Source organism: Halovivax gelatinilyticus (genome assembly GCF_024300625.1).
In the GTDB taxonomy this organism is placed as follows: Archaea; Halobacteriota; Halobacteria; order Halobacteriales; family Natrialbaceae; genus Halovivax; species Halovivax gelatinilyticus.
In genome coordinates this window covers 596,626-619,923 of the sequence record NZ_CP101322.1, presented here as the reverse complement: position 1 = coordinate 619,923, position 23,298 = coordinate 596,626, and the positions used below count along the sequence as shown (strand labels likewise).

The 23,298-nt window shown below is 62.7% G+C and carries 23 protein-coding genes and 2 tRNA genes; 14 read left to right on the top strand and 11 right to left on the bottom strand.

Annotated elements, in window-relative coordinates; translation table 11 throughout:
- Positions 1-28: 28 nt before the first annotated feature.
- Both NKH31_RS02980 and NKH31_RS02975 read right to left on the bottom strand, forming a co-directional pair.
- Positions 29-1,312 (bottom strand): hypothetical protein, encoded by a 1,284-nt coding sequence (locus NKH31_RS02980; protein ID WP_254863657.1) that lies wholly within the window; start codon positions 1,310-1,312, stop codon positions 29-31.
- A 412-nt stretch (positions 1,313-1,724) separates the two neighbouring features.
- Positions 1,725-1,799 (bottom strand) — tRNA-Val (locus tag NKH31_RS02975).
- A 214-nt stretch (positions 1,800-2,013) separates the two neighbouring features.
- Between NKH31_RS02975 and trpD the strand changes: the two genes are divergently transcribed.
- From trpD to trpG, 4 genes are read left to right on the top strand one after another with little or no spacing between them, the layout of a single operon-like run.
- Positions 2,014-3,027: an anthranilate phosphoribosyltransferase gene (gene trpD, locus NKH31_RS02970; RefSeq protein WP_254863656.1), complete on the top strand. Its 1,014-nt coding sequence runs from the start codon at positions 2,014-2,016 to the stop codon at positions 3,025-3,027.
- Positions 3,024-3,680 carry a phosphoribosylanthranilate isomerase gene (locus NKH31_RS02965; protein WP_254863655.1) on the top strand — a complete coding sequence of 219 codons (657 nt, stop codon included), beginning with the start codon at positions 3,024-3,026 and terminating at the stop codon, positions 3,678-3,680. Before trpD ends, NKH31_RS02965 begins: the two co-directional genes overlap by 4 nt.
- Positions 3,681-3,684: 4 nt before the next feature.
- A complete protein-coding gene (gene trpE / locus NKH31_RS02960) occupies positions 3,685-5,445 on the top strand; it encodes an anthranilate synthase component I (RefSeq protein WP_254863654.1) in 1,761 nt (586 codons plus the stop codon).
- A complete protein-coding gene (gene trpG / locus NKH31_RS02955) occupies positions 5,442-6,050 on the top strand; it encodes an anthranilate synthase component II (RefSeq protein WP_254863653.1) in 609 nt (202 codons plus the stop codon). Before trpE ends, trpG begins: the two co-directional genes overlap by 4 nt.
- Before the next feature lie 32 nt (positions 6,051-6,082).
- Here trpG and NKH31_RS02950 read toward each other — a convergent pair whose 3' ends face one another.
- Complete coding sequence (locus NKH31_RS02950) at positions 6,083-6,739, bottom strand: outer membrane protein assembly factor BamB family protein (protein WP_254863652.1); 657 nt, start codon at positions 6,737-6,739, stop codon at positions 6,083-6,085.
- Between the two features lie 846 nt (positions 6,740-7,585).
- On the bottom strand, positions 7,586-7,786 hold the full coding sequence (locus NKH31_RS02945; protein WP_254863651.1) for a hypothetical protein: 201 nt from the start codon (positions 7,784-7,786) through the stop codon (positions 7,586-7,588).
- Between the two features lie 115 nt (positions 7,787-7,901).
- Between NKH31_RS02945 and NKH31_RS02940 the strand changes: the two genes are divergently transcribed.
- The 5 genes from NKH31_RS02940 (at position 7,902) to NKH31_RS02920 (ending at position 13,424) form a co-directional block, all read left to right on the top strand.
- Positions 7,902-8,783 (top strand): amidohydrolase family protein, encoded by an 882-nt coding sequence (locus tag NKH31_RS02940; RefSeq protein ID WP_254863650.1) that lies wholly within the window; start codon positions 7,902-7,904, stop codon positions 8,781-8,783.
- Between the two features lie 474 nt (positions 8,784-9,257).
- Positions 9,258-12,353, top strand: coding sequence for an adenosylcobalamin-dependent ribonucleoside-diphosphate reductase (locus NKH31_RS02935; RefSeq protein ID WP_254863649.1), 3,096 nt, complete (start codon positions 9,258-9,260; stop codon positions 12,351-12,353).
- Between the two features lie 126 nt (positions 12,354-12,479).
- Complete coding sequence (locus NKH31_RS02930; protein WP_254863648.1) at positions 12,480-12,626, top strand: DUF1328 family protein; 147 nt, start codon at positions 12,480-12,482, stop codon at positions 12,624-12,626.
- Between the two features lie 39 nt (positions 12,627-12,665).
- A complete protein-coding gene (locus tag NKH31_RS02925) occupies positions 12,666-12,815 on the top strand; it encodes an HVO_2523 family zinc finger protein (RefSeq protein WP_254863647.1) in 150 nt (49 codons plus the stop codon).
- An 81-nt stretch (positions 12,816-12,896) separates the two neighbouring features.
- The gene (locus tag NKH31_RS02920) at positions 12,897-13,424 is read left to right on the top strand and encodes a response regulator transcription factor (protein WP_254863646.1); all 528 of its coding nucleotides are present in this window, start codon (positions 12,897-12,899) and stop codon (positions 13,422-13,424) included.
- On the opposite strand, the gene NKH31_RS02915 is transcribed toward NKH31_RS02920, so the two are convergent.
- Positions 13,421-14,122 (bottom strand): TVP38/TMEM64 family protein, encoded by a 702-nt coding sequence (locus NKH31_RS02915; RefSeq protein WP_254863645.1) that lies wholly within the window; start codon positions 14,120-14,122, stop codon positions 13,421-13,423. The genes NKH31_RS02920 and NKH31_RS02915 overlap by 4 nt on opposite strands.
- Positions 14,123-14,258: 136 nt before the next feature.
- Between NKH31_RS02915 and NKH31_RS02910 the strand changes: the two genes are divergently transcribed.
- Entirely contained in the window at positions 14,259-14,612 is a 354-nt protein-coding gene (locus NKH31_RS02910) for a DUF5830 family protein (protein WP_254863644.1), read from the top strand.
- A gap of 19 nt (positions 14,613-14,631) precedes the next feature.
- Here the strand turns inward: NKH31_RS02910 and NKH31_RS02905 are convergent, their stop codons facing one another.
- Positions 14,632-15,696 carry a DUF7115 domain-containing protein gene (locus NKH31_RS02905; RefSeq protein WP_254863643.1) on the bottom strand — a complete coding sequence of 355 codons (1,065 nt, stop codon included), beginning with the start codon at positions 15,694-15,696 and terminating at the stop codon, positions 14,632-14,634.
- Between the two features lie 102 nt (positions 15,697-15,798).
- On the opposite strand from NKH31_RS02905, the gene NKH31_RS02900 reads away from it, so the two are divergent.
- From NKH31_RS02900 to NKH31_RS02890, 3 genes are all read left to right on the top strand, one after another.
- Positions 15,799-15,942 (top strand) — tRNA-Met (locus tag NKH31_RS02900).
- A 678-nt stretch (positions 15,943-16,620) separates the two neighbouring features.
- On the top strand, positions 16,621-17,538 hold the full coding sequence (locus tag NKH31_RS02895) for a hypothetical protein (RefSeq protein ID WP_254863642.1): 918 nt from the start codon (positions 16,621-16,623) through the stop codon (positions 17,536-17,538).
- Between the two features lie 51 nt (positions 17,539-17,589).
- Positions 17,590-17,997, top strand: a complete 408-nt coding sequence (locus NKH31_RS02890) for a hypothetical protein (RefSeq protein ID WP_254863641.1) — start codon at positions 17,590-17,592, stop codon at positions 17,995-17,997.
- Between the two features lie 8 nt (positions 17,998-18,005).
- Here NKH31_RS02890 and NKH31_RS02885 read toward each other — a convergent pair whose 3' ends face one another.
- The 3 genes from NKH31_RS02885 to phoU form a co-directional block, all read right to left on the bottom strand.
- The gene (locus tag NKH31_RS02885; protein ID WP_254863640.1) at positions 18,006-18,902 is read right to left on the bottom strand and encodes an ABC transporter permease; all 897 of its coding nucleotides are present in this window, start codon (positions 18,900-18,902) and stop codon (positions 18,006-18,008) included.
- Positions 18,899-19,864 carry an ABC transporter ATP-binding protein gene (locus NKH31_RS02880; RefSeq protein ID WP_254863639.1) on the bottom strand — a complete coding sequence of 322 codons (966 nt, stop codon included), beginning with the start codon at positions 19,862-19,864 and terminating at the stop codon, positions 18,899-18,901. The genes NKH31_RS02885 and NKH31_RS02880 overlap by 4 nt, the downstream gene beginning before the upstream one ends.
- 297 nt (positions 19,865-20,161) lie before the next feature.
- Positions 20,162-20,833: a phosphate signaling complex protein PhoU gene (gene phoU / locus NKH31_RS02875; RefSeq protein WP_254863638.1), complete on the bottom strand. Its 672-nt coding sequence runs from the start codon at positions 20,831-20,833 to the stop codon at positions 20,162-20,164.
- Positions 20,834-21,024: 191 nt separating this feature from the next.
- Between phoU and NKH31_RS02870 the strand changes: the two genes are divergently transcribed.
- Positions 21,025-21,804, top strand: coding sequence for an HNH endonuclease (locus NKH31_RS02870; protein ID WP_254863637.1), 780 nt, complete (start codon positions 21,025-21,027; stop codon positions 21,802-21,804).
- A 15-nt stretch (positions 21,805-21,819) separates the two neighbouring features.
- Here NKH31_RS02870 and NKH31_RS02865 read toward each other — a convergent pair whose 3' ends face one another.
- Together NKH31_RS02865 and NKH31_RS02860 are read right to left on the bottom strand one after the other, a co-directional pair.
- Positions 21,820-22,593 (bottom strand): methyltransferase domain-containing protein, encoded by a 774-nt coding sequence (locus NKH31_RS02865; protein ID WP_254863636.1) that lies wholly within the window; start codon positions 22,591-22,593, stop codon positions 21,820-21,822.
- An 11-nt stretch (positions 22,594-22,604) separates the two neighbouring features.
- The gene (locus tag NKH31_RS02860) at positions 22,605-23,210 is read right to left on the bottom strand and encodes an OsmC family protein (RefSeq protein WP_254863635.1); all 606 of its coding nucleotides are present in this window, start codon (positions 23,208-23,210) and stop codon (positions 22,605-22,607) included.
- Positions 23,211-23,298 lie beyond the last annotated feature (88 nt).

The following is a 23,298-nucleotide window of genomic DNA, read 5'->3' as shown; positions in this document are numbered from 1 at the left end:
GAATTCTCGAACCCAAGTCGCCCCGTACTCACTCCAGATCGGGGAGGACCAGCCCGCGTCGGATGGCGATGCCGAGTCCGACCAGGCCGACCCCGACGATCAGCAACCCGCCCGATTGCCAGGTGAGAAGATCCAGCATCCCGCCGAGGAGTAACTCGACGAACCGCTCGGCGGCGTCGGGACCGCTGGCGGATCCTATCGCGTCGTCGAGAACGCTCCCGGTGACCCGCGACGCCACGACGCCGACGAGTCCCGCGACGGCCGAGACGGCTCCGACCGCGATGGCCGTGGTCGACGCCGGCCAGAGGTACGCGACGGCCCCCACGAGCGCGAGCCCGAGAAGCGGCAGGACGAACGCGAGCGTCGACGCGGTCGACGTCGCGGTCTGTGCGGTCTCCATCGAACTCGCTTCGTCCGCGCCGAACTCGTCGGAGAGGTCGACCGTCTCGGGAAATTCCGCGTCCAGCTCGGCGGCGGCTTCCTCGAGCGCCACCGCTCTCACGTCGGCCGTTGCGCTCTCGACGCGATCGACGTATTCGTCGTAGCCGATCTCGCCCGTGACCGCGTCGATCCGGGCCTGCGAGATCTGGCGAACCGGGGCTTCGTACGCGCCATCGAGCGCTCCGTCGGCGACCGCCCGATCGATCAACTCGTCTTGTTCGGAGACGAGTTCGGCTCTGATCTCCTCGCGCTCGTCCTCGTAGGCGGCGTCGAGTTGCTCGTCGGTCATCGGATACGGCGTTTCCTCCTGGATCCGTTCTTTCGCTCGTTCTTCGAACGCCTCGCGGTGTTCGACGAAGCGAGATTCGCTCTCGGCCATCTCCTCGATCGCGACGCCCGGGTTCTCTTCGCCCAGGTCCGACGGAACTGCGGTCGAGAGCTCCTCGCCGACGTCCGCCGGGCCGAGCGTCTCGAACTCTGCTTCGAGTGCTTCTAGTACTCCCGCTTTCACCGGCTCGGTGTCGACAATGATTCGAAGCTCGTCCGTCTCGCCGTGGAGGTAGGCGTAGACCTGCTCGATGGCCGCAGTCACCTCGCCCTGCACGTACTCGCTCGATATCGCGCTCTCGAGTATCTCTTCTGCAGCGGCGTCGGTCGGCATGCCGGACCCGCCGACGTCCGCCTCGCCGCGCAACTCCGCGTGTAGCTCGGCCGTTATCTCGTCGTACAACTCGGCCTCTTCGGCCGTATCGGCGGCGTACTCGGCATCCAGGACCGTACGATCGGCGGCCACCAGCACGTTCGCAGAGAGGATCGCCACGAAGAGTACCAACACGAGGACGCCCAACGTTACGCCGTTCCTGACATTCACGACACAAGGAAGGGGGTCGCTCACTATAAGCGCTTTTGCCGATTCGGGGGCGGCTACAGGACGAGTGTTTGACTCACCCTAGCCCTCGTCGGCCCGTCAGAAGTGGCTAGGTTGGAAAAATAGGGTCGCTCGAAAATGGGTTGGGGCAGAGTTGAACGACGCCGAGACGGTCGCCCTCACTCCGTTCGGGCGCTGCGACTCGTCTCGTTCAAATCTCCCGTATCAATTTCCGAGCGACGTGCGACTCGCTGGGCTCGTCGTAATTTGTCGCTCGAAAATGGGTTGGGGCAGAGTTGAACTGCTGCAAGACATGCTCGCTTCGCTGCGCGTGACTTGCGTAGTTCAAATCTGTGTTCAATCAATTTCCCGACGCGGACTCCTCGCTTCGCTCGTCGTTGTTGCGTCGGGAAAATGGGTTGGGGCAGATTTGAACTGCCGGCCTCCTCCATGTCAAGGAGGTGTCATAACCAGACTAGACCACCAACCCGTCCGGCTTGCGTTCGTCTGCATCCAATCGTTGCCCGCCACCGTAATTGAAGGTTTCGAATTAGTCGACGCCGGGACGGGCGCCGTATTCGTTCGCTGAGCCGAACCGTCTACTCTCCACTCGCCCGATCCGGCAGCGCTCGACTGACCGATACGCTTAAGTTGGTGTACAGATTTGGGCATTGTAGAACAATCAGGTCCAATAGTGATCTTGTATGAAGGCACACGTCGAACGCGTAACGAGAGGGGTCGACCTCGATCAGTCCCAGGCGAAGCAGGCCGTCTCCGAGGTGTTTGGCGGCGCTACGGACGCCCAGATCGGCGCCCTGCTCGCCGGACTCAAAGCCAAGGGCGAGACGGAAGCTGAAATCGCTGGCTTCGCCGAGGGCATGCGCGAGGCGGCGAACACCATCGATCCGGACTGCGAACCGCTGGTCGACACCTGTGGCACCGGCGGCGACGAGCACGACACGATCAACGTCTCGACGACGAGTGCGATCGTCACCGCGGGGGCGGAAATTCCGGTCGCCAAACACGGCAACGCCGCCGTCTCGTCTTCGTCTGGAAGTTCGGACGTTCTCAGCGCGCTCGGTGTCGACCTCGAAACCGACCCGGCCGCGGTCGAAGCGACGATCGAACGCGACGGCATCGGCTACCTCCACGCGCCGGCGTTTCACCCGGCGATGAAAGCCGTAAGCGGCCCGCGATCGGAACTCGCGATGCGGACGATCTTCAACGTCCTCGGTCCGCTGACGAATCCCGCCGGGGCCACCGCGCAGGTGATCGGCGTCTACGATCCCGAACTCGTCTCCGTGCTCGCGAACGCGCTCACCCGAATGCCCGTAGAGCGTGCACTCGTCGTCCACGGCGCCGGCACCGACGAGATCGCCATCCACGGCCCCACGCGCGTCGCGGAGGTGACCGGCGAAACGGTCGTCACCTACACGCTCTCGCCGTCGGATCTCGGGCTCGATCGCCACCGCATCGAAGCGATTTCCGGCGGCACGCCCGCCGAGAACGCGGCCGACCTCGAAGGAATCGTCCGGGGAACGTTGACGGGTCCGAAACGCGACGTCGTCCTGGCGAACGCGGGCGCGGCCATCTACGTCGGCGGCGGCGCCGATTCGCTTACCGAGGGGGTCGAGCGCGCCCGCGCGGTCATCGACGACGGTAACGCGGCGGCGACGCTCGACCGACTCAGCGGACAGGCGGCGAGGACGGTCGGATGACGCGAGTCAAGATCTGTGGCATCACTCGCGAGACCGATCTCGCCGCGGCCGTCGAAGCCGGTGCCGACGCGGTTGGCTTCGTCTGCGAGGTGCCGGTGGAGACGCCCAGAGCGTGCTCGATCGAACGGGTGTGTGAACTGATCGCGGCGACGCCGCCGTTCGTCACCACCGTCCTCGTCACGATGACCGACGTCGAGCGCGCGATCGATCTGGTCGACATCGCCGAACCCGACGTGGTCCAAATCCACGCCGAGTACGCCGCCGGCGACCTCGCGTACCTCCGGTCGGCGGTGGACGCGAGCGTCGTCCTCGCCACCGGCGTCGACCGGGTTCCGTCCGTCGCTCAATTCGAAGATCTCGTCGACGCGCTCGTAGTCGACTCCGTCGACGACGCCGGTGCGGGCGGGACTGGCGAGACGCACGACTGGGAACGGACGCGGACGGCCGCCTCGACGCTCTCGATCCCGATCGTCCTGGCCGGCGGCCTCGCGCCGGGAAACGTCGGGGCGGCGGTGCGAGCGGTCGAACCCTACGGGGTCGACGTTTCGACCGGCGTCGAATCGGCGGGTGGCGAGAAGGACCCCGACGCCGTCCGGTCGTTCGTCGAGCGGGCGCGAGCTGAACGCTTGACACGCGATCGCGTGGAGGCCTGATCCGATGACGAGCCCGACGCCCGATCTCGACAGGGACGAATTCGTCGCGCTCGCGGGCGACGCGGACGATCGGCTCGTCGCGGTCAGAACGGAATGTTCGCTTCCCGTCGAGACGACGCCGCTCGTCGCGTACGCGGCGCTCACGGGACGGACGCCGTCAGATACGATCACTGACTCGTCGGTTCACGACGAACCGGACGCGTCCGACTCGTCGACCCCGTCGGACGAACCCGCCCGGTACGCGTTCTTACTCGAGAGTGCCGAGAAAACCCCCTCCAGCGATCCGGACGGAGCGTTCCGGCCGAATTCGGCGCGGGCCGAGCGCCACGCGAGGTTTTCCTACGTCGGGTACGACCCCGAGGCCGTGATTACAGTCGAGCCAACGGGAACGACGGTCGAACCGCTGTCTGCTGACGCACCGGTGGACCTCATCGATACCGATCCCGAACGCGACACGGTCGGCGCACTCCGGGCCGCCTTGCCAGACGTCCATCTCGCCAACGTGCCAGACCGCGACCGCCAGCACTTGGACGGCGGGCTGGTCGGGTTTCTGGCTTACGAGGCCGTCTACGACCTGTGGCTCGAAAAGGTGGGCGTAGAGCGGCCGCCTTCGCAATTCCCCGACGCGCAGTTCCTTCTGACCACGAAGACGCTCGCGTTCGACGAACGCGAAGGGACGGTCTCGCTCGTATGTACGCCGATCGTCCGGGACGGTGATGATCCTGGCGGGGTGTACGATGGGCTCTGTGCGGAAGCCGACCGGGTCCACGAAACGCTTCGCGTCGCCGAGATGCCCGAGACCGGCGGCTTCGTTCGACGGGGCGAGACGGCCGGATCGCGGGAAGCGTACGAGAATATCGTGGACCGTCTCAAGGAGCACGTCCTGGCGGGCGATATTTATCAGGGCGTGATCTCGCGGTCGCGCGAGCTCCGGGGCGAGGTGGATTCGCTCGCACTCTACGAATCCCTGCGTGAGGTCAACCCCTCCCCGTACATGTACCTGCTCGCCCACGACGACCTGACCGTGGTCGGTGCGAGCCCCGAAACGCTCGTCTCCGTGCAGGGTCGCGAGGTCGTGGCGAATCCGATCGCGGGAACCTGCCCGCGCGGGTCGGGTCCCGTCGAGGATCGCCGGCTGGCCGGGGAGATGCTCGCCGACGACAAGGAGCGCGCCGAACACACCATGCTGGTCGACCTCGCGCGTAACGACGTCCGCCGGGTCTCGGAGCCGGGTTCGGTGCGCGTCGAGGAGTTCATGAACGTCCTGAAGTACAGCCACGTCCAGCACATCGAGTCGACCGTTACCGGCCGGCTGGCCGCGGACGCCGACGGCTCCGAACCGCGTTTAGTGGACGGTACGGCGGAGTCGTACGATGCGTTCGACGCCACGCGGGCGGCGTTCCCGGCCGGGACGCTCGCCGGCGCGCCGAAGATCCGCGCGATGGAGCTTATCGACGAACTCGAGACGACGCCGCGGGGACTCTACGGCGGCGGCGTGGGTTACTTCTCCTGGACCGGCGACACCGATTTCGCCATCGTCATTCGGACGGCGACGGTAGAGCGGCTCCCGGAGGGTTCGGACCGGATCACCGTCCGCGCGGGCGCTGGCCTGGTCGCCGACAGCGATCCGACCGCGGAGTACGAGGAGACCGAGAAGAAGATGGACGGCGTGCTGGCCGCGCTGGAGCGCATCGAGGGCGACGCGGAGAGACCTGAGCGCGAGGAGACCGACGCGTGCGACACGGCTCCGGAGGTGAGTCGATGAGCACGGCGACCACGGCGGGGGAAAACCTGTCAGTTCTCTTCGTCGACAACTACGACTCGTTCACCTACAACCTGGTCGAGTACGTCAGCGCCCACGCCGCCACCGACGTGGTCACGAACAAGGTGACGCTCGACGAGATCCGCGCCGCCGACCCGGACGCGATCGTCGTGAGTCCGGGTCCCGGCCATCCCGAGAACGACCGCGACGTCGGGATCTCGCGCGCCGTGTTCCGGGAACTCAGCCCCGAGATCCCGACGCTCGGGGTCTGTCTCGGCCTCGAGACCACCGTCTACGAGTACGGCGGGACGGTCGGCCGCGCGCCCGCGCCGATCCACGGCAAAGCGTCCGCGATCTCCCACGACGGCGAGGGCGTCTTCGCGGGCCTGGAGCAGGGCTTGCGCGCTGGGCGGTACCACTCCCTGGTCGCGACCGAGGTGCCCGACTGCTTCGAGGTGTCTGCGACCGCCGAGCACGACGGCGAGACCCTCGTCATGGGCGTTCGCCACCGCGAGTACCCGATCGAGTGCGTGCAGTTTCACCCGGAGAGCGTGCTGACGGGCTGTGGCCACGAACTGATCGAGAACTTCCTCGCGATGGTCGAGTAGCGACTCGAGCGCTGGATCGAACCGAACGCCGGTTACGAGATGCCAAACAGCGTGCCGCCGCTCCCGACCGAAACGAGGAGGTCATCAGCCAGCGCGCAGCCCGATATCGCCGTCCACTCCATCTCGTCGGTTCGGAGTTGCCACTCGATCGACCCGTCCGTCGGATCGAGTGCCGTCACGGCACCGCCCTCGTGGACGACGTAGACGACGCCGTTCGTCGCCACTCGGGTCAACGATCCGAGATAGTCGTCCCACGGGCGGGTTCGCCACAGTTTGTCTCCCGTTTCGCGATCGATACCGAGCATTCCCTCCGGTTGTCCGTTGACGACCACGACATCGTCGATGACGACGGGCCACCCGGCGCTGACGCGCTCTTCGGGTTCGTAGATCCAGCGTTGCTCCATAGTCTCCCACTCGTAGGAAACCAGGACCGTGCCGTCCGCTCCGTCCGATAGCCCGTAGAGCTCCCCTTCGAACAGGACCGGATATCTGAACTCTCGGGGCAGGTCACCAACCACGTCACCGCTGTGGAGGTCCCAAACATGTTCGGCGTGCGGAAAGCAGACGACGTCGTCGGCGACGACCGGGAGCAGGGGTTCTTCGAGACCGATTGATCCACTCCCGTACGCCTTCCCAACGGATCTCTCCGGAGTCCGCGTCGAGGGCGTACAGCTGCGGGACCGGCTCACCGGTATCAGCACTGTCCGTACAACGTTATCCGTCGCTAAAACAATGTCATTTACTGGCCTGATCGCAGATGCTTTTCGCAAAATAGGAGTTGACTGCCACCGCATTTCGCCGCTGATCAAATCATAGGCTCTAACGCGACCGTCGACGGCGACGTAGAGCGTCTCGTCAACGATCGTCGGACGCCAAATCCGCGTCCGCGTCGCTTCAGTAAGCAGGGTTTCAGCCTCACCCGTTGCCGGGTCGATCGCAACGACCTTCCACTCGGACCGCTCCTCCTCATCCGATTCGGTTTCTGGGTTGTCGGATACCTGGACCGTCGTGTAGACGGTTCCGTCGACGAGCAACGGACGGTGATGCCGATGGCCCACCATGATTCCCAGAGAGTCCTTGTCGTATTGCCACTGCACGGACGGCGAGTCTGACGGTCCCTGGGCCTCGGGATTGACAAACGTGTTACCGGTATTGTGGCCGAGCATACGCCAATCTCCAGTCTCAGTACCGTAGATCTCTCCCGCAAGCTCCAGTTCCTGCCACGATTCCAGTCTCTCGGCGTGGTCCTCCTTATCCATGTCTGACTCGTTTGCTGGGCCGCTACGATCCGTTGTGGTCGAATCGGACCCATCCGACCCCGGTGACCAGCCTGTACACCCTACGAGTGTCACGAGAAACCCAACCGACGTGCTGGCGAGAATTCGTCGCCGGGAAATGGGTTTCGACATTACTATAGACACAGCAACTCATCCGGTTAATACTCACCCACACTACAAGAATTATTTGAGTCTCCTATCCAACTACCCAGCTGACCGGTACTCAACTCCCGGCGACGATTCGTCCGTAGCCGACTCTCACCCAAGGTAGCCGACGGCGACGAGCGCGCCCAGCACGACGGCGCCGATGAGCGCGACCCGAACGACGAGTCCGACGACGAACTTCACGACCGTGATCGCGACGAGCGCGGCGACGATCGCGATCGCCCCGAGTACGACCGGCGAGTCCGAGGCGAGTGTCTGGACCGAGTCGACGAGCAGCGGAGCGGGTTCGAACATGGCCCTACCAGTGAACGATAGCACTGTAATCATTTCGGTGGGGTCGACCAGCGTTGGGGGTCGGGCGCGAGTCGAAATCGGGGCGATTTACCTGCGTGGACGCAAAGTGGTCGGCATGACACTGCCGACGGTGCTCGAAGACGCGGACGGGCCGCGGGCGATCGACACGCACGCACACCAGCCGACGAGCGAGTTTTTACACGACGCGGGCGGCGAGATGATGCGCGACGCCGCCGATCGGTTCGGCGCCGATCTCGAGACGGACACCTACGAGAACATGATCGCGGAGTACCGCGAGGCTGGCGTCGGTCGCGCGGTGTTGCTCGGGTGGGACGCAGAAACCAACACCGGCAACCCGCCGGTTCCGAACGACTACGTCGCGGAGGTCCGCGACGACCACGAGGACTTCTTCATCGGCTTTGGCTCCGTCGACCCCCTGAAAGACGACTGCGTCGAGGAGGCGATTCGGTGCGTCGAGGACCTCGATCTCGTCGGCTTCAAGTTCCAGCAGATCGCCCAGGGCTTCGATCCGTCGGACCCAGAACACGAGGAGCTGTGGGCGACGATCGCGGACCTCGGCGTCCCCGTCGTCTTCCACGGGGGTAACTCGACGCTCGGTGCGTGTTCGGCCGGCGGTCGCGGCCTCAAGATCAAGTACGGCAATCCGATGCTGATCGACGACGTGGCGGCCGACCACCCCGACTTGCAGATACTAATCGCTCACCCCGCCTTCCCCTGGGAACGTGAGCAACTCGCCATCTGCCAGCAGAAGGGCAACGTCTACATGGACCTCTCGGGGTGGATGCCCCGCTACATCGACGAGCAGGTGATCCACTACGCGAAGAGTCTGTTGAAAGACAAGGTCATGTTCGGCACCGACTACCCGATGTTAGAACCCGAACCGTGGCTCTCGCAGTTCGCGGAACTGGATCTCCCCGAGGACGTCCAGCGAAAGATTCTCTGGGAGAACGCCGAGGACTTCTTCGGCTTGTCGTAAGTTTATATCGTATCGAGATTCGGAGTGTTGTAAGAGAAAACCGCGAACCTGAAGGGCTGCGAGTCCGTCCACTCCTTCACTTTCACTCCGGTCTGCCTACCGTTAAGGGTGATGGGTCCGTAGCTGTTGCCGGCAAGGAAATCGGCCGCAGGGACGGCCGTGAAACTCGTTCTGACCGACCAGAGGTATCGATACAACGCAATTAGACTTTCAGTAACCAAATACGATTTTCATCCGAAAAATACTACGCCTGTCCTGGTAGGCGGAGCGTTATTACGTTTGAGGGCCGACTATTCACCATAAAGGATGGGATTGTGAACTCCTGCGGTATATGGGTGGACAATCATACATCTGTGAAAATCAGTAATGTATATGTGTCTTCCCCAATACGGAATGGGCGTTATCAACGATGCAAGCGAGTAACCGGTCTCAACACGAATTTGGCCGCCGGGGCCGCGCTGGAGGGATGCGCGCATGAGTGAGTCAGAGCGCGCGGTAGACGAGATCACGTTGCCGGTAAAGCGGACCGAGGGCGAGACCCTCGAAGAACGCATGACGGCGAACGCCTATCACAACATCCTCCCGGCTCGGTACCTTCGAAAGGACGCAAACGGCGAACTCACCGAGACCCAGGAGGACCTCTTCGAACGCGTGGGCAAGAACATCGCCCTCGCGGAAGCCGTCTACGAAGCCGAAAACCAGGACGTCGAGATCACCGTGACCCCCGAGCAGCTCAAACCGAACCACCCCCGACGGGACGAGCTGGCCGCGGAGGTGTTCGGTCCGGGAACGACGGTCACGGACGAAGCGGAGACGACGCTCACCGAACACAACGTCAACAAGTTCGCCTACGATACGATCGTTCCGGACCTTCCGTCGTCGGTCCGCGAGCACGTCGAGGACGTCACCGAGACGTTCATCGAGGGCATGTCGAGCCTCTCGTTCATGCCGAACTCGCCGACGCTGATGAACGCCGGCGACGAACTCCAGCAGCTGTCGGCGTGTTTCGTTATGAGCCCTGACGACGACCTCTCGGACATCCACGAGACGGCCAAGAAAGCCGCCGAGGTTTTCCAGTCGGGCGGCGGGGTCGGCTACGGCTTCTGGCAGCTGCGTCCGTACGGCGACTCGGTCGGCTCGACGGGCGGCATCGCGTCGGGACCGATTACGTTCATGCGTACCTACGACCAGCTCTGTGAGACGATCGCTCAGGGCGGAACGCGTCGCGGCGCGCAGATGGGAATCATGCGCGTCAGCCACCCGGACGTCATCGAGTTCATCCACGCGAAGAACAAGGACGTCTCGCTCGCACACACGCTCCGACTGAACGACCCCGACGACTACACGTACACCTCCTTTTCCGAAGCGCTAGAGGAAGCGCGAAGCCTCATCGACGAGGAGGGCCGCGTCCCCAAACACCTTCGCAACGCCGTCGAGGGCCACCTCTCTAATTTCAACATCTCGGTCGGCGTCACCGACGGATTCATGGAGGCGCTGCAAAACGGCGAGGAGTTTACGTTTACCAACCCCCGGACAGAAGAACCGCACGTCGCGACCGAAGAGACCGAGGAGATGTACGGCCGGTACGGCCTCGGCGAGTACGTCGAGGTCGGCGAACCGCTCTCGATCCCCGCCGAGGTCGTCTGGGAGCGCATCGTCGAGGGCGCCCACGAGAACGGCGAACCCGGCGTGATCTACCTCGAACGGGTGAACAAAGAACACTCCTTCGACGTCGAGAAGCACCCAGAACATGCGATCAAAGCGACAAACCCCTGCGGTGAACAGCCGCTCGAAGAATTCGAGGCCTGTAACCTCGGCCACATCAACCTGAGCACCCTCGCGGCCATGGATTCGCCCGACTGGCGCGTCTGGGCGGATCGACACGCCGACGAGCACGCGACGCACGAGGAGGCCGTCGCGGCCTTCCTCGAGGAGTCGATCGACTTCGAGGAGTTCGACGAGCGCATCGAGTACGGCACGCGCTTTCTCGAAAACGTCGTCACCATGTCGGACTTCCCGGTCGAGGAGATCGAACGGACGGTCCGGGATATGCGCAAGATCGGGCTGGGCATCATGGGCCTCGCCCAGCTGTACATCCAGCTCGGGGTTCGCTACGGCTCCGACGCTGGCAACGAGATCGCCCGCCAGCTGATGACTCACATCAACCACGAGGCGAAGTGGACGAGCCACGAACTCGCGAAGGAACGCGGCTCGTTCAACGACTGGGACGATTCGAAGTACGCGAACCCGACCGAGTATCGCGAGTGGTTCGAACACCAGACGGGCCTCGACGCCGAGCGCTTCCCCGACGGCTTCCCGATTCGCAACCACAACGTGACGACGATCGCCCCGACGGGAACCACGTCGATGGTCGGCAACACCACCGGCGGCTGTGAGCCGATCTACAACGTCGCCTACTACAAGAACGTTACCGACGACGTCCAGGGCGACGAGATGCTCGTCGAGTTCGACGACTACTTCCTGCGCACGCTGGAGGCGAACGACGTCGACGTCGAGGCGGCAAAGCGCGAGGCTCAACAACAGATGGCGAACAACGAGTTCGACGGCGTCGAAGGGCTAGACACGGTTCCGGACGCCATCGGGGAACTGTTCGTCATCACCGCAGACCTCACGGCGAAAGACCACGCTGCGGTGCAGTGTGCCTGTCAGGAGGGCGTCGACAGCGCCATCTCGAAGACGGTCAACGCACCGAACGACTCCAGTCTGGCGGACGCGAAGGAGGTCTTCGAGTGGGTCTACGACCACGGCGGCAAGGGCGTCACCTACTACCGGGACGGCACCCGATCGAAGCAGGTGCTGACGACGCGCGCGGACAACGCCGAGTTCGCCGACGAGGACGAAGCGGCCGAGGTTATCGTCGAACAGATTCGCGATGTCTTCGGCAGCCTAGAGGCGTTCTTCGAGAGCGACGACGTCGCGACGGTCGCCGAGGACGAACTCTCTTCACTGCTCGGCGGGACGATCGATTACACCGAAAAGCGCGATCGACCCGACGCGCTTCAGGGTGTCAGCCAGCGCATCGACACCGGCTACGGGAAGGTCTACGTGACGATCAACGAGGACCCCGAAACCGGCCAGCCGTTCGAACTCTTCGCGAACATCGGTCACTCCGGCGGCTTCACCAACTCCTTCACCGAGGCGCTCGCGAAGGTCATCTCGACGGCGCTTCGAAGCGGCGTGGATCCGGACGAGATCGTCGACGAACTTTGCGGGACCCGTTCGCCGAAGGTCGCCTGGGACAAGGGCGAGCAGATCCAGTCGATCCCGGACGCGATCGGCACGGCGATGCGTCGCTACCTCGACAACGAGATCGACAAGCCGTACCCGAAACAGCAGACGCTAGAGGAGTCGGCTGACGACGCTGTCACCGAACCCGTGGCGGTCGACCACGAGGGGCCGGAGACCGACGGCGGCGCGGCCACCCAGGACGCCACGCAGGATCTGATCGACGCCGGCGAGTCGCCGGAGTGTCCGGACTGTGGAACGCTCTCGCTTTACTACTCGGAAGGCTGTAAGACCTGCGAGTCCTGCGGCTGGAGCGAGTGTTGAGCGTGCTATCACCGATCAGTCCGCTCGTTTGAGCCGCGGTCACATCTTCGTTGTCTCTCACGTAGGCCGACCGTAACGGCGAATTCAGGCCGCACGCCTTTCCCTCGTGGGTTCGTCGGTCGCGTCATGCTCGAACTGGCAATCCTGTTCTTCGTCATTGCACTGATCGCTGCGGCCCTCGGCGCCGGCGGGATCGCGGGGATGACCATGGCCATCGCGAAGTGGCTGGTCCTGTTGTTCCTCGTCCTCGCCGTCATCTCACTGTTGCTCTGAGCCGAAGACTCAAGGTCCGACCGAGCGGTTGTACACTCGATGGGTGAACGGGCAGAGCCGACCGAACGCCACGTCGAGGTGAGCGGCCCGCCCTGTCCGTTCTGCGAGGCGGGGATGGAAAAACGCCACTGTAAGTACGTCTGTCCCCAGCACGGCGTCGTCTACGACTGTTCTGACCCCTTCCGGTGATCGACTCAGCGTTCGATTCGAGCGCCGAGTCTGGCGACACCAATAGGTGGCCGTCCCGCGCTGTTACGGTCGACCGAGTGCATGGAAGCGAAACCGACGATTCTGGTCGTCGACGACGAGCGCGACCTGGCCGATCTGTACGCGACCTGGGTTGCCGACGAGTACGCCGTCAGAACGGCGTATAACGGCCAGAGCGCACTGGATCAGGCGGACGAGGACGTCGACGTACTCTTGTTGGACCGCCAGATGCCCGACCGGAGCGGCGACGAAGTCCTCTCACAGATCAGGGCTCGCGGGCTCGATTGCTGGGTGATCATGATCACGGCCGTCGATCCGGGCCTGGATATCGTCGAACTCGAGATCGACGACTACGTGACGAAACCGGTGACCCGGTCGACGTTGATTCGGATCGTCGAGAACTTGCGGGTGCAATCTCGATACACCGATACTGGGCGTCGTCGACTCACGTCCATCTCGAACAAGATGGAGACGCTCGAAGACGAGAGCCAGATCACCGACGTTGAGGAGACCGACGCCTACCGCGAACTCGAAGCCGACATGAAGAAGTTGAGCGATTCGCTCGTCGACGTGGCCGAAGATGAACGTTAGTGCGACGTCCGGTAACGATCTGCGTCAGTGATCACCTGGTAGAGCGGTCCGGAGAGTAACACGATCGCGCCGAACAGACAGGCGACGACGACCAGCGGCCCCACCGAGCCGATGCCGTCGGTCGTCATCGCCGCCGCGGAGGCGCCGACGAAGACGGCCGCGATCGTCCACGGGAGTTCGCCGATCGCCGTCCCCGCGAGAAACCGGGCCATCGAGACGCCGCTCACCGCGGCCGCGCAGGTCGCGATATCGGAGGGAACGGGTGCGAGCCGCGAGATTACGACCCCCCGCATCGGGCCGGTGGCGTCGAAGTACCGGTCGACGACATCACCGGCCCGCGTGACGACCGAGCCGAACGGGAGTCGTTCTACCTCCGCCGTCGTCGTACCGTCGGCGATCCACCGCGCGACGAGAAACGGCGGGATGACGGTGACGAGGACGCCGACCATCGCGATCGGAACGCCGGCGGTAAGGCCGAATCCGTAGCCGACGATGACGGCGAGCGGCGTCGTCGGCCACGCGAACAGCGGGCGAAGGAGATAACACAGCGCGACGGCGAGTCCGAACAGCGTCGGATCGTCGCCGATCGCGGCGAAGACGGAGGTCGTCGCGGCCGGCGAGAGCAGGAGTCCGGCGGCGACCGCCACGATGGCGACGGCGAAACCGAGGTGGACCCGACGGAGCCCCGTTTCTCTCATCGATCCACGTTCGGACGGGGCTGTTGAAGGTTTTGTGTCTCGTCGGCGTGAGCCGGTACGGGCTATCCGGTTCGAGGGAGACTTCGGCTCGGGTGGGGCACAACCCTTATCGGGGTCGCCTGCCCAGCCGGAGACGATGGACGAACGGGTCGAACGCGGACTGGCGTTACTCGCTCGACTCGAACACGAGTCGCTCGATCTCGCGCGCGTCATCGATCGACTCGAAGCGATCTCGACGGATCCGGCCGTGATTCGAACGACGCTCGACACGGCAGAGACGCGCGGGATCATCGAACGGGACGACGCCACCGTCCGGCCCAAGAGCAGTCAGTACCTCCGATTCGGCCAGGACGTGATCGCGAAAGAGGGTGAGTTCTCGTGTGCGCGCTGTGGCTCGTCGCTGTCGACGGGCTACTTCATGAACCTGGAGGCCGGGGAGATCGGACCGTACGGTTCGACCTGCATCAGGAAGGTAACCGGACGAGAGTGACGTGGCGTTCGGCGAGGATCTATCGACCGCGACGGAGTTCTTCGATCAGCTGTTCGATCGTGTTCTGCTGGCGTTCTAAGATCGCCGTCTGTCGTTCGATCGTCGTCTCCAGCGCGTCGAGTCGTTCGAGGACGTCCGCGTCGGCGTCCGCCGTCGCCGGTTCGAACCCGCTGCCCTCGAAGCTTCGAGCCGACTCCGTCGACGCTTCCGTCGTCGGTTCAGGCTCGTCCGTTCGCGCCTCGGTAGTCGAATCGCGATTGGGGGTTGCGTGACCGTCGGTAGCGCGCGACTCGGTCGTCGTCGCCTCGGTCGGTTCGACGGCGACGTCGGGTACCGCTCCGGCGTCTTCGGTTTCGGCCGCCTCGTCCGATCCGGCGTTCGTCGTCAGGGGATCGACGCCCTCGCCGAAGTCGACGGTCGGGGAGCCGGTTTCCTCGTCGTCATCGATGCCGACCTTCTCGTAGAGCGCGTCGAGCGAGTCGACGTCGTGGTAGGCGAAGACGGCCTGTTCTAAGCGCTCTCTCAACACGGCCGCCTGCTCGTTCGGCGCCTTGATCCGCTGTTGGCGGCCGTTCACTTCGACGACGACCTGCGTGGCGACGCTGCCCGATTCGAAGGTGAGGCCGGTGGCGTCCTCGTAGGGGAACTCCTCGTAGTCTTCGTCCCAGACGGCGCTGCCGATGTGCTTGACCAGGCGCTCGCTGGTGACGATGACGGTGAGTTCGCTAAAGCGAAACGTCTGGATGACGCGCTCGCCGGAGTTCGTTATGCCGTTTCCGGCGAGGACGCCGGCGACGACGGGGTGGACGACGGTGTCGACGCTTCCGGCGGGGACCTTGAACTCCCTGGTGCCGTCGATCGAGTACTCGAGTTCGATGCGCGCCTTCCGTCGGCCTTCCGAGACCGAGAGTCGACTGGCGTCGTGGGGGAACTCCTCGACGGACTCGTCGCTCAACAGCCCGTCAGCCCGGTAGAGAAGCGTGCTCTCGGAGGAGACGAACAGTTCGTCGTCGCCACCGAGCGGGACCTGTTCGACGAGTTCCGCCCCGCCGAGCGACGACTCCACGATAGCGGGTACGCTCATGCACCGACGTTAGAAGCATTGTATGATAAATCCGTGGGTGGCGACCCCGCGCCCGGTCCGAATCGGAAGGGTAAAGAAACCATCTCCACAACTTTCGAACGAGCCCGGGTGGCTTAGCTGGACATAGCGCCGCACTCATAGGGTTCAGAGATTCGGTGCGGCACAGCGAGTCCGTGTCCCACGAGGACTGCCGAGCCTCGAACCTGGGACATGCGGAGATCGAGGGTTCGGAGCCCTCCCCGGGCACTTTTGCCACGACGAGGAACGAACGAAGTGAGCGACGAGTCCGGACAACAGTGCCCGGCAGAAGCGTAGAACCCGGTGGTCTCGCGTGAACGAAGTGAACGCGAGGCAGGGAAGTCGCAACCCCGAACGGAGTGAGGCGACCGTCTTCCCGTGGTTCGGAGCCCTCCCAGGGCTTACTTCTCACTTGCTACAGTGGTGATGACTAAGTGTGACGGAAGGAGTGAACTTGGGGTTTTCGTAGTGGTGGTCGTCGTGAACGAAATTTAGGTGCCACGTTCTCTAAGAGTCCATTCCAACACTTAGATGTTTCAAAGGTAAAGTCTCCGATCGATGGCTTCGGGTGCCTGTTCCCGACTACACCTGAGCGGTTATTTTCACCAGCGAAGCCAATAACCTGATCGAAGCGCGGTTTCTGACGCTGTAGTTGATATTTACTGCCTCATCCGAGTTAGGCTGGTAGCTGGTCAAGTACGACCTGTAGGCCTGAACGACTCGTCGATTACAATAACCCGACTACAGATCCAGACACTCAATCACTACACACGAAAAGTGAAACCATATTAAAGGCCCGAACCTAACAAATCTCATCAAATTTTAACTATATAATGAAAAATATAAAATTTAAACTAGATAATTCCGTCCAAAAGTTATTAGTGTTTAGAACTATTATTGGTTTGTATGAGGGATACTAATTCCTCGAATACGAGGCGTAATGTCCTTAAACTAGGTGCTGCAGCTGTGGGGGCGTCAGGCCTTATAGTGGGCTCAGCAACAGCGAGTTATCGAGATGCACAACGATTCAATGCTCATGTCGAACAGGCACTCGAAATCGAACTTCGTGAGGACACCAATGCGATGGTGGATTTCATGAGAGATAAGGGATACGCTGCGGCCTCAAAGAATTCAACCCTTGGATTCAATGAAGGAGGTGAACCATCTATAGAAAAGGTTGGTGATGTTGAAGGATCAGGGATCGATGGGAGTATGGCTGGATTCTATAACACGTCTCTCGGACACTATTCAATGTCATTTGGAGTGGATTATTTTTTCAGTGTCTTGTATGATGCCAGCTGTTACATGGGGGTTAGTAACTCTTATGGAACGGATCCTAATGACGGAGCTATGTTACATTGGAATACGGATCAAGATGTTTACTGGGATCCTGTTGATGATAGCTCTGTTTCTTCTTTCGTATATACGTCAGGTGAAGCAGAATTCGATGATGGGACTTACAAACCCAGCGGAGCTATCGGTTTCGAGTTAGATGATGCGACGGTCCACCGAAACTGGATAGATGATGTAGTTGATAATTGTAATGGGGGAGGAACGTTTGAAGAATATGTTACGATTGGTCGGTGTGGAGTACAATTAATTCCAGCAGGAAGCCATGACCCAAGTGACCGGGAAGTACGAGCTCGATTGACTCATGCTTGGGAGTCTTCAACCTCCAACACGAGCGTGAGTGTCAGTTATCCGGGGTCAATCGGCGTTTCAATTTCTCCTAGTTCAGAAGTCGAACAACAGGAAACTCAAACTGAATCGGATGGAGATACCTTCTTATCAATCTCTCAGGACGAGGTATTTTCCTGTTGCTAGTCAAAACACACCAGCATAAGAAATATACACATAGAGTGTATGTCTAATATCATGAATCGGCGCGTAATTATCGCATATTCTGGGCTGTTGTTTACGACTTTCATCGCGGGCTGCTCCGAGTTTCGATCCAGTTTTGGGGGGGATGAGGAACGAGAATATGCCATCGGTGTGTACAATTACTCCGATGACTCACGAACGTTCCGCGTCGCGATAGAGGATACCCCGGGGAGAGAATTTCACACTGAGACGGTCGAACTCGACGCACAGACAGCCGACGAGACGATCCCGTTCGACGGTATTCCCTCCAGTCTCTCGATCACGGTTGATGATGACTACGACCGGATGTCTCCATGGCCCGTAGCGCGTGAGGGAGCAGAGATTCCAGCGGTTAAAGCGGAAATCTATTTCGACCCGGATCGCGAGCAGCTGATCTGGGTTCAGGCGGGTGTCGATAGCTGAAAGCCGATTCACTCCAGATCTGCAGCGCGGAACCGCCGATAGCCGATCAGGAGTGGAACAGCCATCCAGACGAGAAACGACAGCACGGAGAACCACGGCTGGAGGTAGAACGGGAGCGAGCCCTCGACCCGCGATTCCGTCTGGAGCGCCTCCGGATCGATCTCGCCCATCGGAACGTCCTCGAGTCCGAGTTGAACCATCGGCCAGACGTAGCTGTCGGTGATCTCGCCGAGCGCGATGCGGAACGCCTCGAGCGGGTTCGCCTGCTGAAGCAGGAAGTACCAGGGTTCGGCCTGCAGGCCCGGGCGGGTGCCGTGGACGAGGTAGTACAGTCCGACCGCGACGGCCTCCCACATTACGAGGAGCAGGAAGAAAATGCCGACGACCCAGGCCAGCGCGGTGCCCCGCGTCTTCGTCGCGGCGGAGACGCCGACGGCGACGGCGGTGAACGTCACGCCCAGCAGGACGGTGAGGAGGGTGACGAGCGCGAGGGTCAGCGCGGGGAAGTCTCCGGCCAGCGGAACGCCGAGGGCGGTCACGACGAGGAAGCCGGCCAGGATGGCCGCCGCGACGACGACGCTCCGGCCGACGACCTTGCCAACGAGCACGTCCGAGCGCGAGAACGGGTAGCTAAGAAGGACGCGAAGGCTGCCGGACTGACGCTCGCCGACGACGGCCATGTAGCCGGCGATCAGGGCGATCAGCGGGATGAAAAAGATCGAGAACTGACCCATCCCGGCGAGGATCTCGGTCATCGATCCCTCGTCGGCGTCGCCCGAGACGTAGCCGACGACGAGGAAGAACGCGAGCAGGCCGACGAACCCGGCGGTGAGCGCCCACAGCAGCTTCGATCGGACGACGTTTTCGAAGTCCTTCCGTGCGACGTCGCGCCACGTAAGACTCATCCGAACACCCCCGAGAGCCGACCGCCGGTGTCGCCTGGTTCGTCTTCGTGGACCAGTTCGATCTCGTCGTTCGTGTAGGCTGCGAAGACGTCTTCGAGCGAGACCGACGAGGCGTCGACGTCGAGCACCTCGACTCCGGCGTCGAGGAGCCGGCCGATCGCTCGAGCCTTCGCTCGCGGATCGTCGCACGTCACGCGGAGTCGACCGTCGTCGAATGAGACGTCTGCGACACCCTCGACCGACTGAAGGTCGACGGTCGGTTCGTCACGGAGGCGCAAGTAGAGCTCTGCCCGGGCGCCGATCGCCTCTCGCAACCCGTCAACCGTGTCGACTGTCACCAACTCGCCGTCGTTCAGAATTCCCACGCGGTCGCAGACGGACTCGACCTGCCCGAGGTCGTGACTCGAGAAGAAGACGGTCGCGCCGCGGTCTGCCTCCTCGCGGACGAGTTCGCGCATGGTTCGGATCCCGTTCGGATCGAGTCCGGACGAGGGTTCGTCGAAGATCAGCAGGTCGGGTGAGCCAGCGAGTACCATTCCGATCGCCAGCCGTTGTTTCATGCCCTTCGAATAGCCGCCGACCGTGCGATTTGCGTCGTCGATCGATAGCTCGACCCGGTCTATGAGTTCCGCCGGCGTTTCGTCGCCGCCGGACCACTCGATCGCCAGTTCGAGGTGGCGCCGACCGGTGAGTCGACCGTAGAGGTCGATTCCCTCGGCGAGAACGCCGACGCGCGATCGGATCGCTCGGCTCTCCCGGTGGGCGTCCATTCCGAGAACGGACGCCCGGCCTTCCGTCGGCCGCATAAAGTCCAGAAGCAAGTTTATGGTCGTCGACTTCCCCGCCCCGTTCGGACCCAGAAAGCCGAAGATCTCGCCCTCTTCGACGGCGAGGTCGAGTCCGTCGAGCGCGACCGTGTCGCCGAATCGCTTCGTCAATCGTTCGGTCTCGATTGCGGTCATGTCTGTCACTGTCGCTCACAGTCACGTATATGTGTTGAATCGAATACTATTCAGACGAGGAAGGTACCGATTCGCGTACTGCCGATCGACTGTTGTCGTCCGATTCCGTTGGTTCATGCGGTCGGTCGCCAGCTGGCTGAGCAAGTTCGACGGCCACGGATAGGTATCCGCTCCCAGCCGGGGACGGGGCTACTGGGTTCGCCGTCGAGTGAACACGTATGAGCCACCAGGTCCTGCGGGCGACGCTGTGGCGTAACCGATTTCGAGGCGAGTCAGACGGATCGGTCAGAAAAGCGGTCAGTAGATCAGTTCGTCGTCGTTCTCGACCATGTAGAGGGTGCGAGCGGCGATGTTGACGGCGTGGTCGCCGACGCGCTCCAGATCGCGGATCGTGAGCAGGAGTCGGGAGACGTCCTGGAGGAGGACTTCGACCTCATCGGGAGAGTCGAGTTCGCGCTCGATCAGATCGCGGACGACGATCTCGCTCGCGCGCTCGGCGAAGTGGTCGACGTCATCGTCGCGCGAGGCGAGTTCGCGACAGGCATCGACGTCTTCGGTGTCGTAGGCCTGGACCGCGTCGTCGACCATCTGGAGCGTTGCCGCGCCCATCTCCTGGATGTCGACGTCGGGAAAGCGGTCCCGCTCGGCGTCGATGGTGTACTCGCCTAAGTTGACGGCGAGGTCGGCGATGCGTTCTAGGTCCGTGATGATCTTGAACGAGGCGGCGATAAAGCGCAGGTCGCTCGCGACGGGTTGCTGGAGCGCCAGTAAGTCGATGCACTCCTGTTCTAAGTCGAGGTACATTTGGTTTACCTCGTAGTCGCCCTCGATCACCTCGCGAGCGAGGCGCTCGTCCTTGCGGTCGAGCGCGTCGAGCCCCATGCGAAATCGCTCCATGACGACCTCGCCCATGTAGCAGACTTCCTCGCGGAGCTGGGTCAGTTGCTCCTGGTAGGACGTTCTGGCCATTGGTGGAAAATCCACGACGAGCGTTGATGTACCTTGCGCCTCGTTGCAGTTCGGTTGGCGATCCGGTCGGTTTTCGACGCGGTTCGAGTGATGGTCCGTAGATCGCCGACGTTCGCGAGGGTCGATCGAAACGCGACTCGCTGTCCGGGTCGCCGATGGGACTTTGCCGGATGCGATCCCGAGTAGTACCAATGGCGGACGACGCGACAGCGGATGCGATCGACGCTGATCCGGACCTCGGTCCGGACGCGCCCGACGGAGCGGAGAAGACACACCCCTACGGCGAGGACTGGATCGAGGTGCGCGAGCGGGTCTGGCAACGAGACGGCCACACCTGCCAGCGCTGTGGCGCCGACGATCGAACGCTGCAGGCGCACCACGTCGTCCCGCGACGCGCCGGCGGCCCCGACCACCCGTCGAACCTCGTGACGCTCTGTCGGCCCTGTCACGGCGTGATGCACCCCGGAAACGGGAGCTTCGACGACGTCCGGGACGAGGCGTCGCTCTTTCCGCGTCCCGACGCCCCTGGCCCCGTGGCGCGGATGAAAACGCCCGACGATCGGGTCTGTGACCGCTGCGGGAGCGAGCGGGCCGACCCGGCGGACCTCGTCGCCTGGCACCGAACTCGTGATCCGACCGGCATCGACGGAACCGTGACCGAGACGTTCGTCCTCTGCAACCCGTGTGGGGGACTCGTCTTCGAACGCCATTCAGCGTGTCGTCCCGAACAGCTCGAAAGTACGACCCGCCCCTCCGTTCACGAACTGACCGCCAGGAGTGGCGAAGTCTCCGTTCGTCCGAGCCTCTTCGCGGAGGAACCGGTCGCGATTCGACGGGCGCCGCGGACCCGACGCGAGCGAGTAATCGACGACACGCCGCTTCGATTCGTCGCGAACAGTCGCGTCGCCCGCTGGACGACGGTCGTCGTCTTCGGCTACCTGCTGTTGTTCTTCGCGCTCGGTGCGATGTGACCGTCGGGTATCTTCTCACCCGCGTTTGCGTGCGGTAAGCGAGATACTCTTTACGCCGTACTTCTGACACGCGTTCGCCGCCTGCTCGGAGACGAACTCGTACTCGGGATTCGCCCTGACTTCGATCTCCTCGAAGCCGGGTGCCTCGATCAGGTCCGTATACCTGTCGACCTGTTCGGCGCCGCCGATACAGGCCGCCCAGAGATCCGCGTCGGTTTTGATGCTGTCTGGAAGCTGTCCATCGCTGACGATGTCGGCGATTGCGAGCTGACCGCCCGGGCGCAACACCCGGAACGCCTCCTCGAAGACGCGATCTTTCTCCGCAGAGAGGTTGACGACGCCGTTCGAGATCACCGCGTCGAACGACTCGTCGGCGAACGGTAACTCCTCGATGTATCCGCGGCGGAAGTCGACGTTGTGAAAGCCCTCCGCATCCGCCAGGCGACGCGCCTTCTCGACTTGCTCGCGAGTCATATCGACGCCGGTTACGGATCCGGTCTCGGTGACGGACAATCCGGCGTAGAAGGCATCCATCCCCGATCCGCTGCCGAGATCGAGGACGTCTTCGCGCGGATCGAGCGTCGCCATGTCGAAGAAGTAGCCGACGCCGGCGAACGAGTCGATCGCGCCGTCGGGGACGTAGCGTAAGGTGTCGAGATCGTATCCGAGGCGTTCGGCGAGCTCCTTCCCCGTCTCGAAGTGAAACTCCCCGTCGGTCGACGTAGCCACGTCGGCGTACATCGTTTTTACGTCGCGTTCGAGTTTTTCCGTGTCGAGTGATTCACTCATGGTATCGTCGATCAGTCGTCTCCCGCCACCTGAGCGGGTGTGTTTACGTTCAGCTCGACGTCCTGGGCGAGCGACACGAGCGTGTAGACGGGCGCGCGTCTGGCCCACTCGTCGATCAGGTCCGGGTCAACATCCTCGCCGTCGATGTCGATCTCTGCGCTCACGTTCTCGAAGACCGAGTCGGCCTCGGCGAGTTCTGCGAGCCCGAAGAGCACCGCCGGATCGAAGTCAGCTTCGACGCGCGTCTCTAGATGGTCGACGTCGACGCCGTTCGCGACGGCGTTGATCGTGACGCCGACGTTGAGACAGGCGGCGAGTGCCGACAGTGCCGCTTCGATCGGTTCGATTCGGTCGGTGGCGCCGACCCACCCGGCAGCTGAAAGCACCTCCTTCCAGCCGCCGTACGGGACGGTGTACTCGCGCGTCTCGCGAGTGATCGTTTCGCCGCCGAGCTCGTAACTGTCGATCGTCGCGAGGCTGTGGGCGGCCGTCCCTTCGTAGGTCGCGGACGCACCGAGCCCGAGCTGTACCGCCTCGGGGTCGTCCTTCGCGTGTTCGGCGAACCCTGAGAGCGTTTCGAGGTCGACGCCGTGTGCGATCTGGTGGTGGTCGGTCATGTCTTATCACGCTCCGGCGACCGCTACGTTTCGGGGGCTGTTGTAGCTATTTCGTGGCATTTCGTCAGGTGCTGACCGGTTTTCAGCC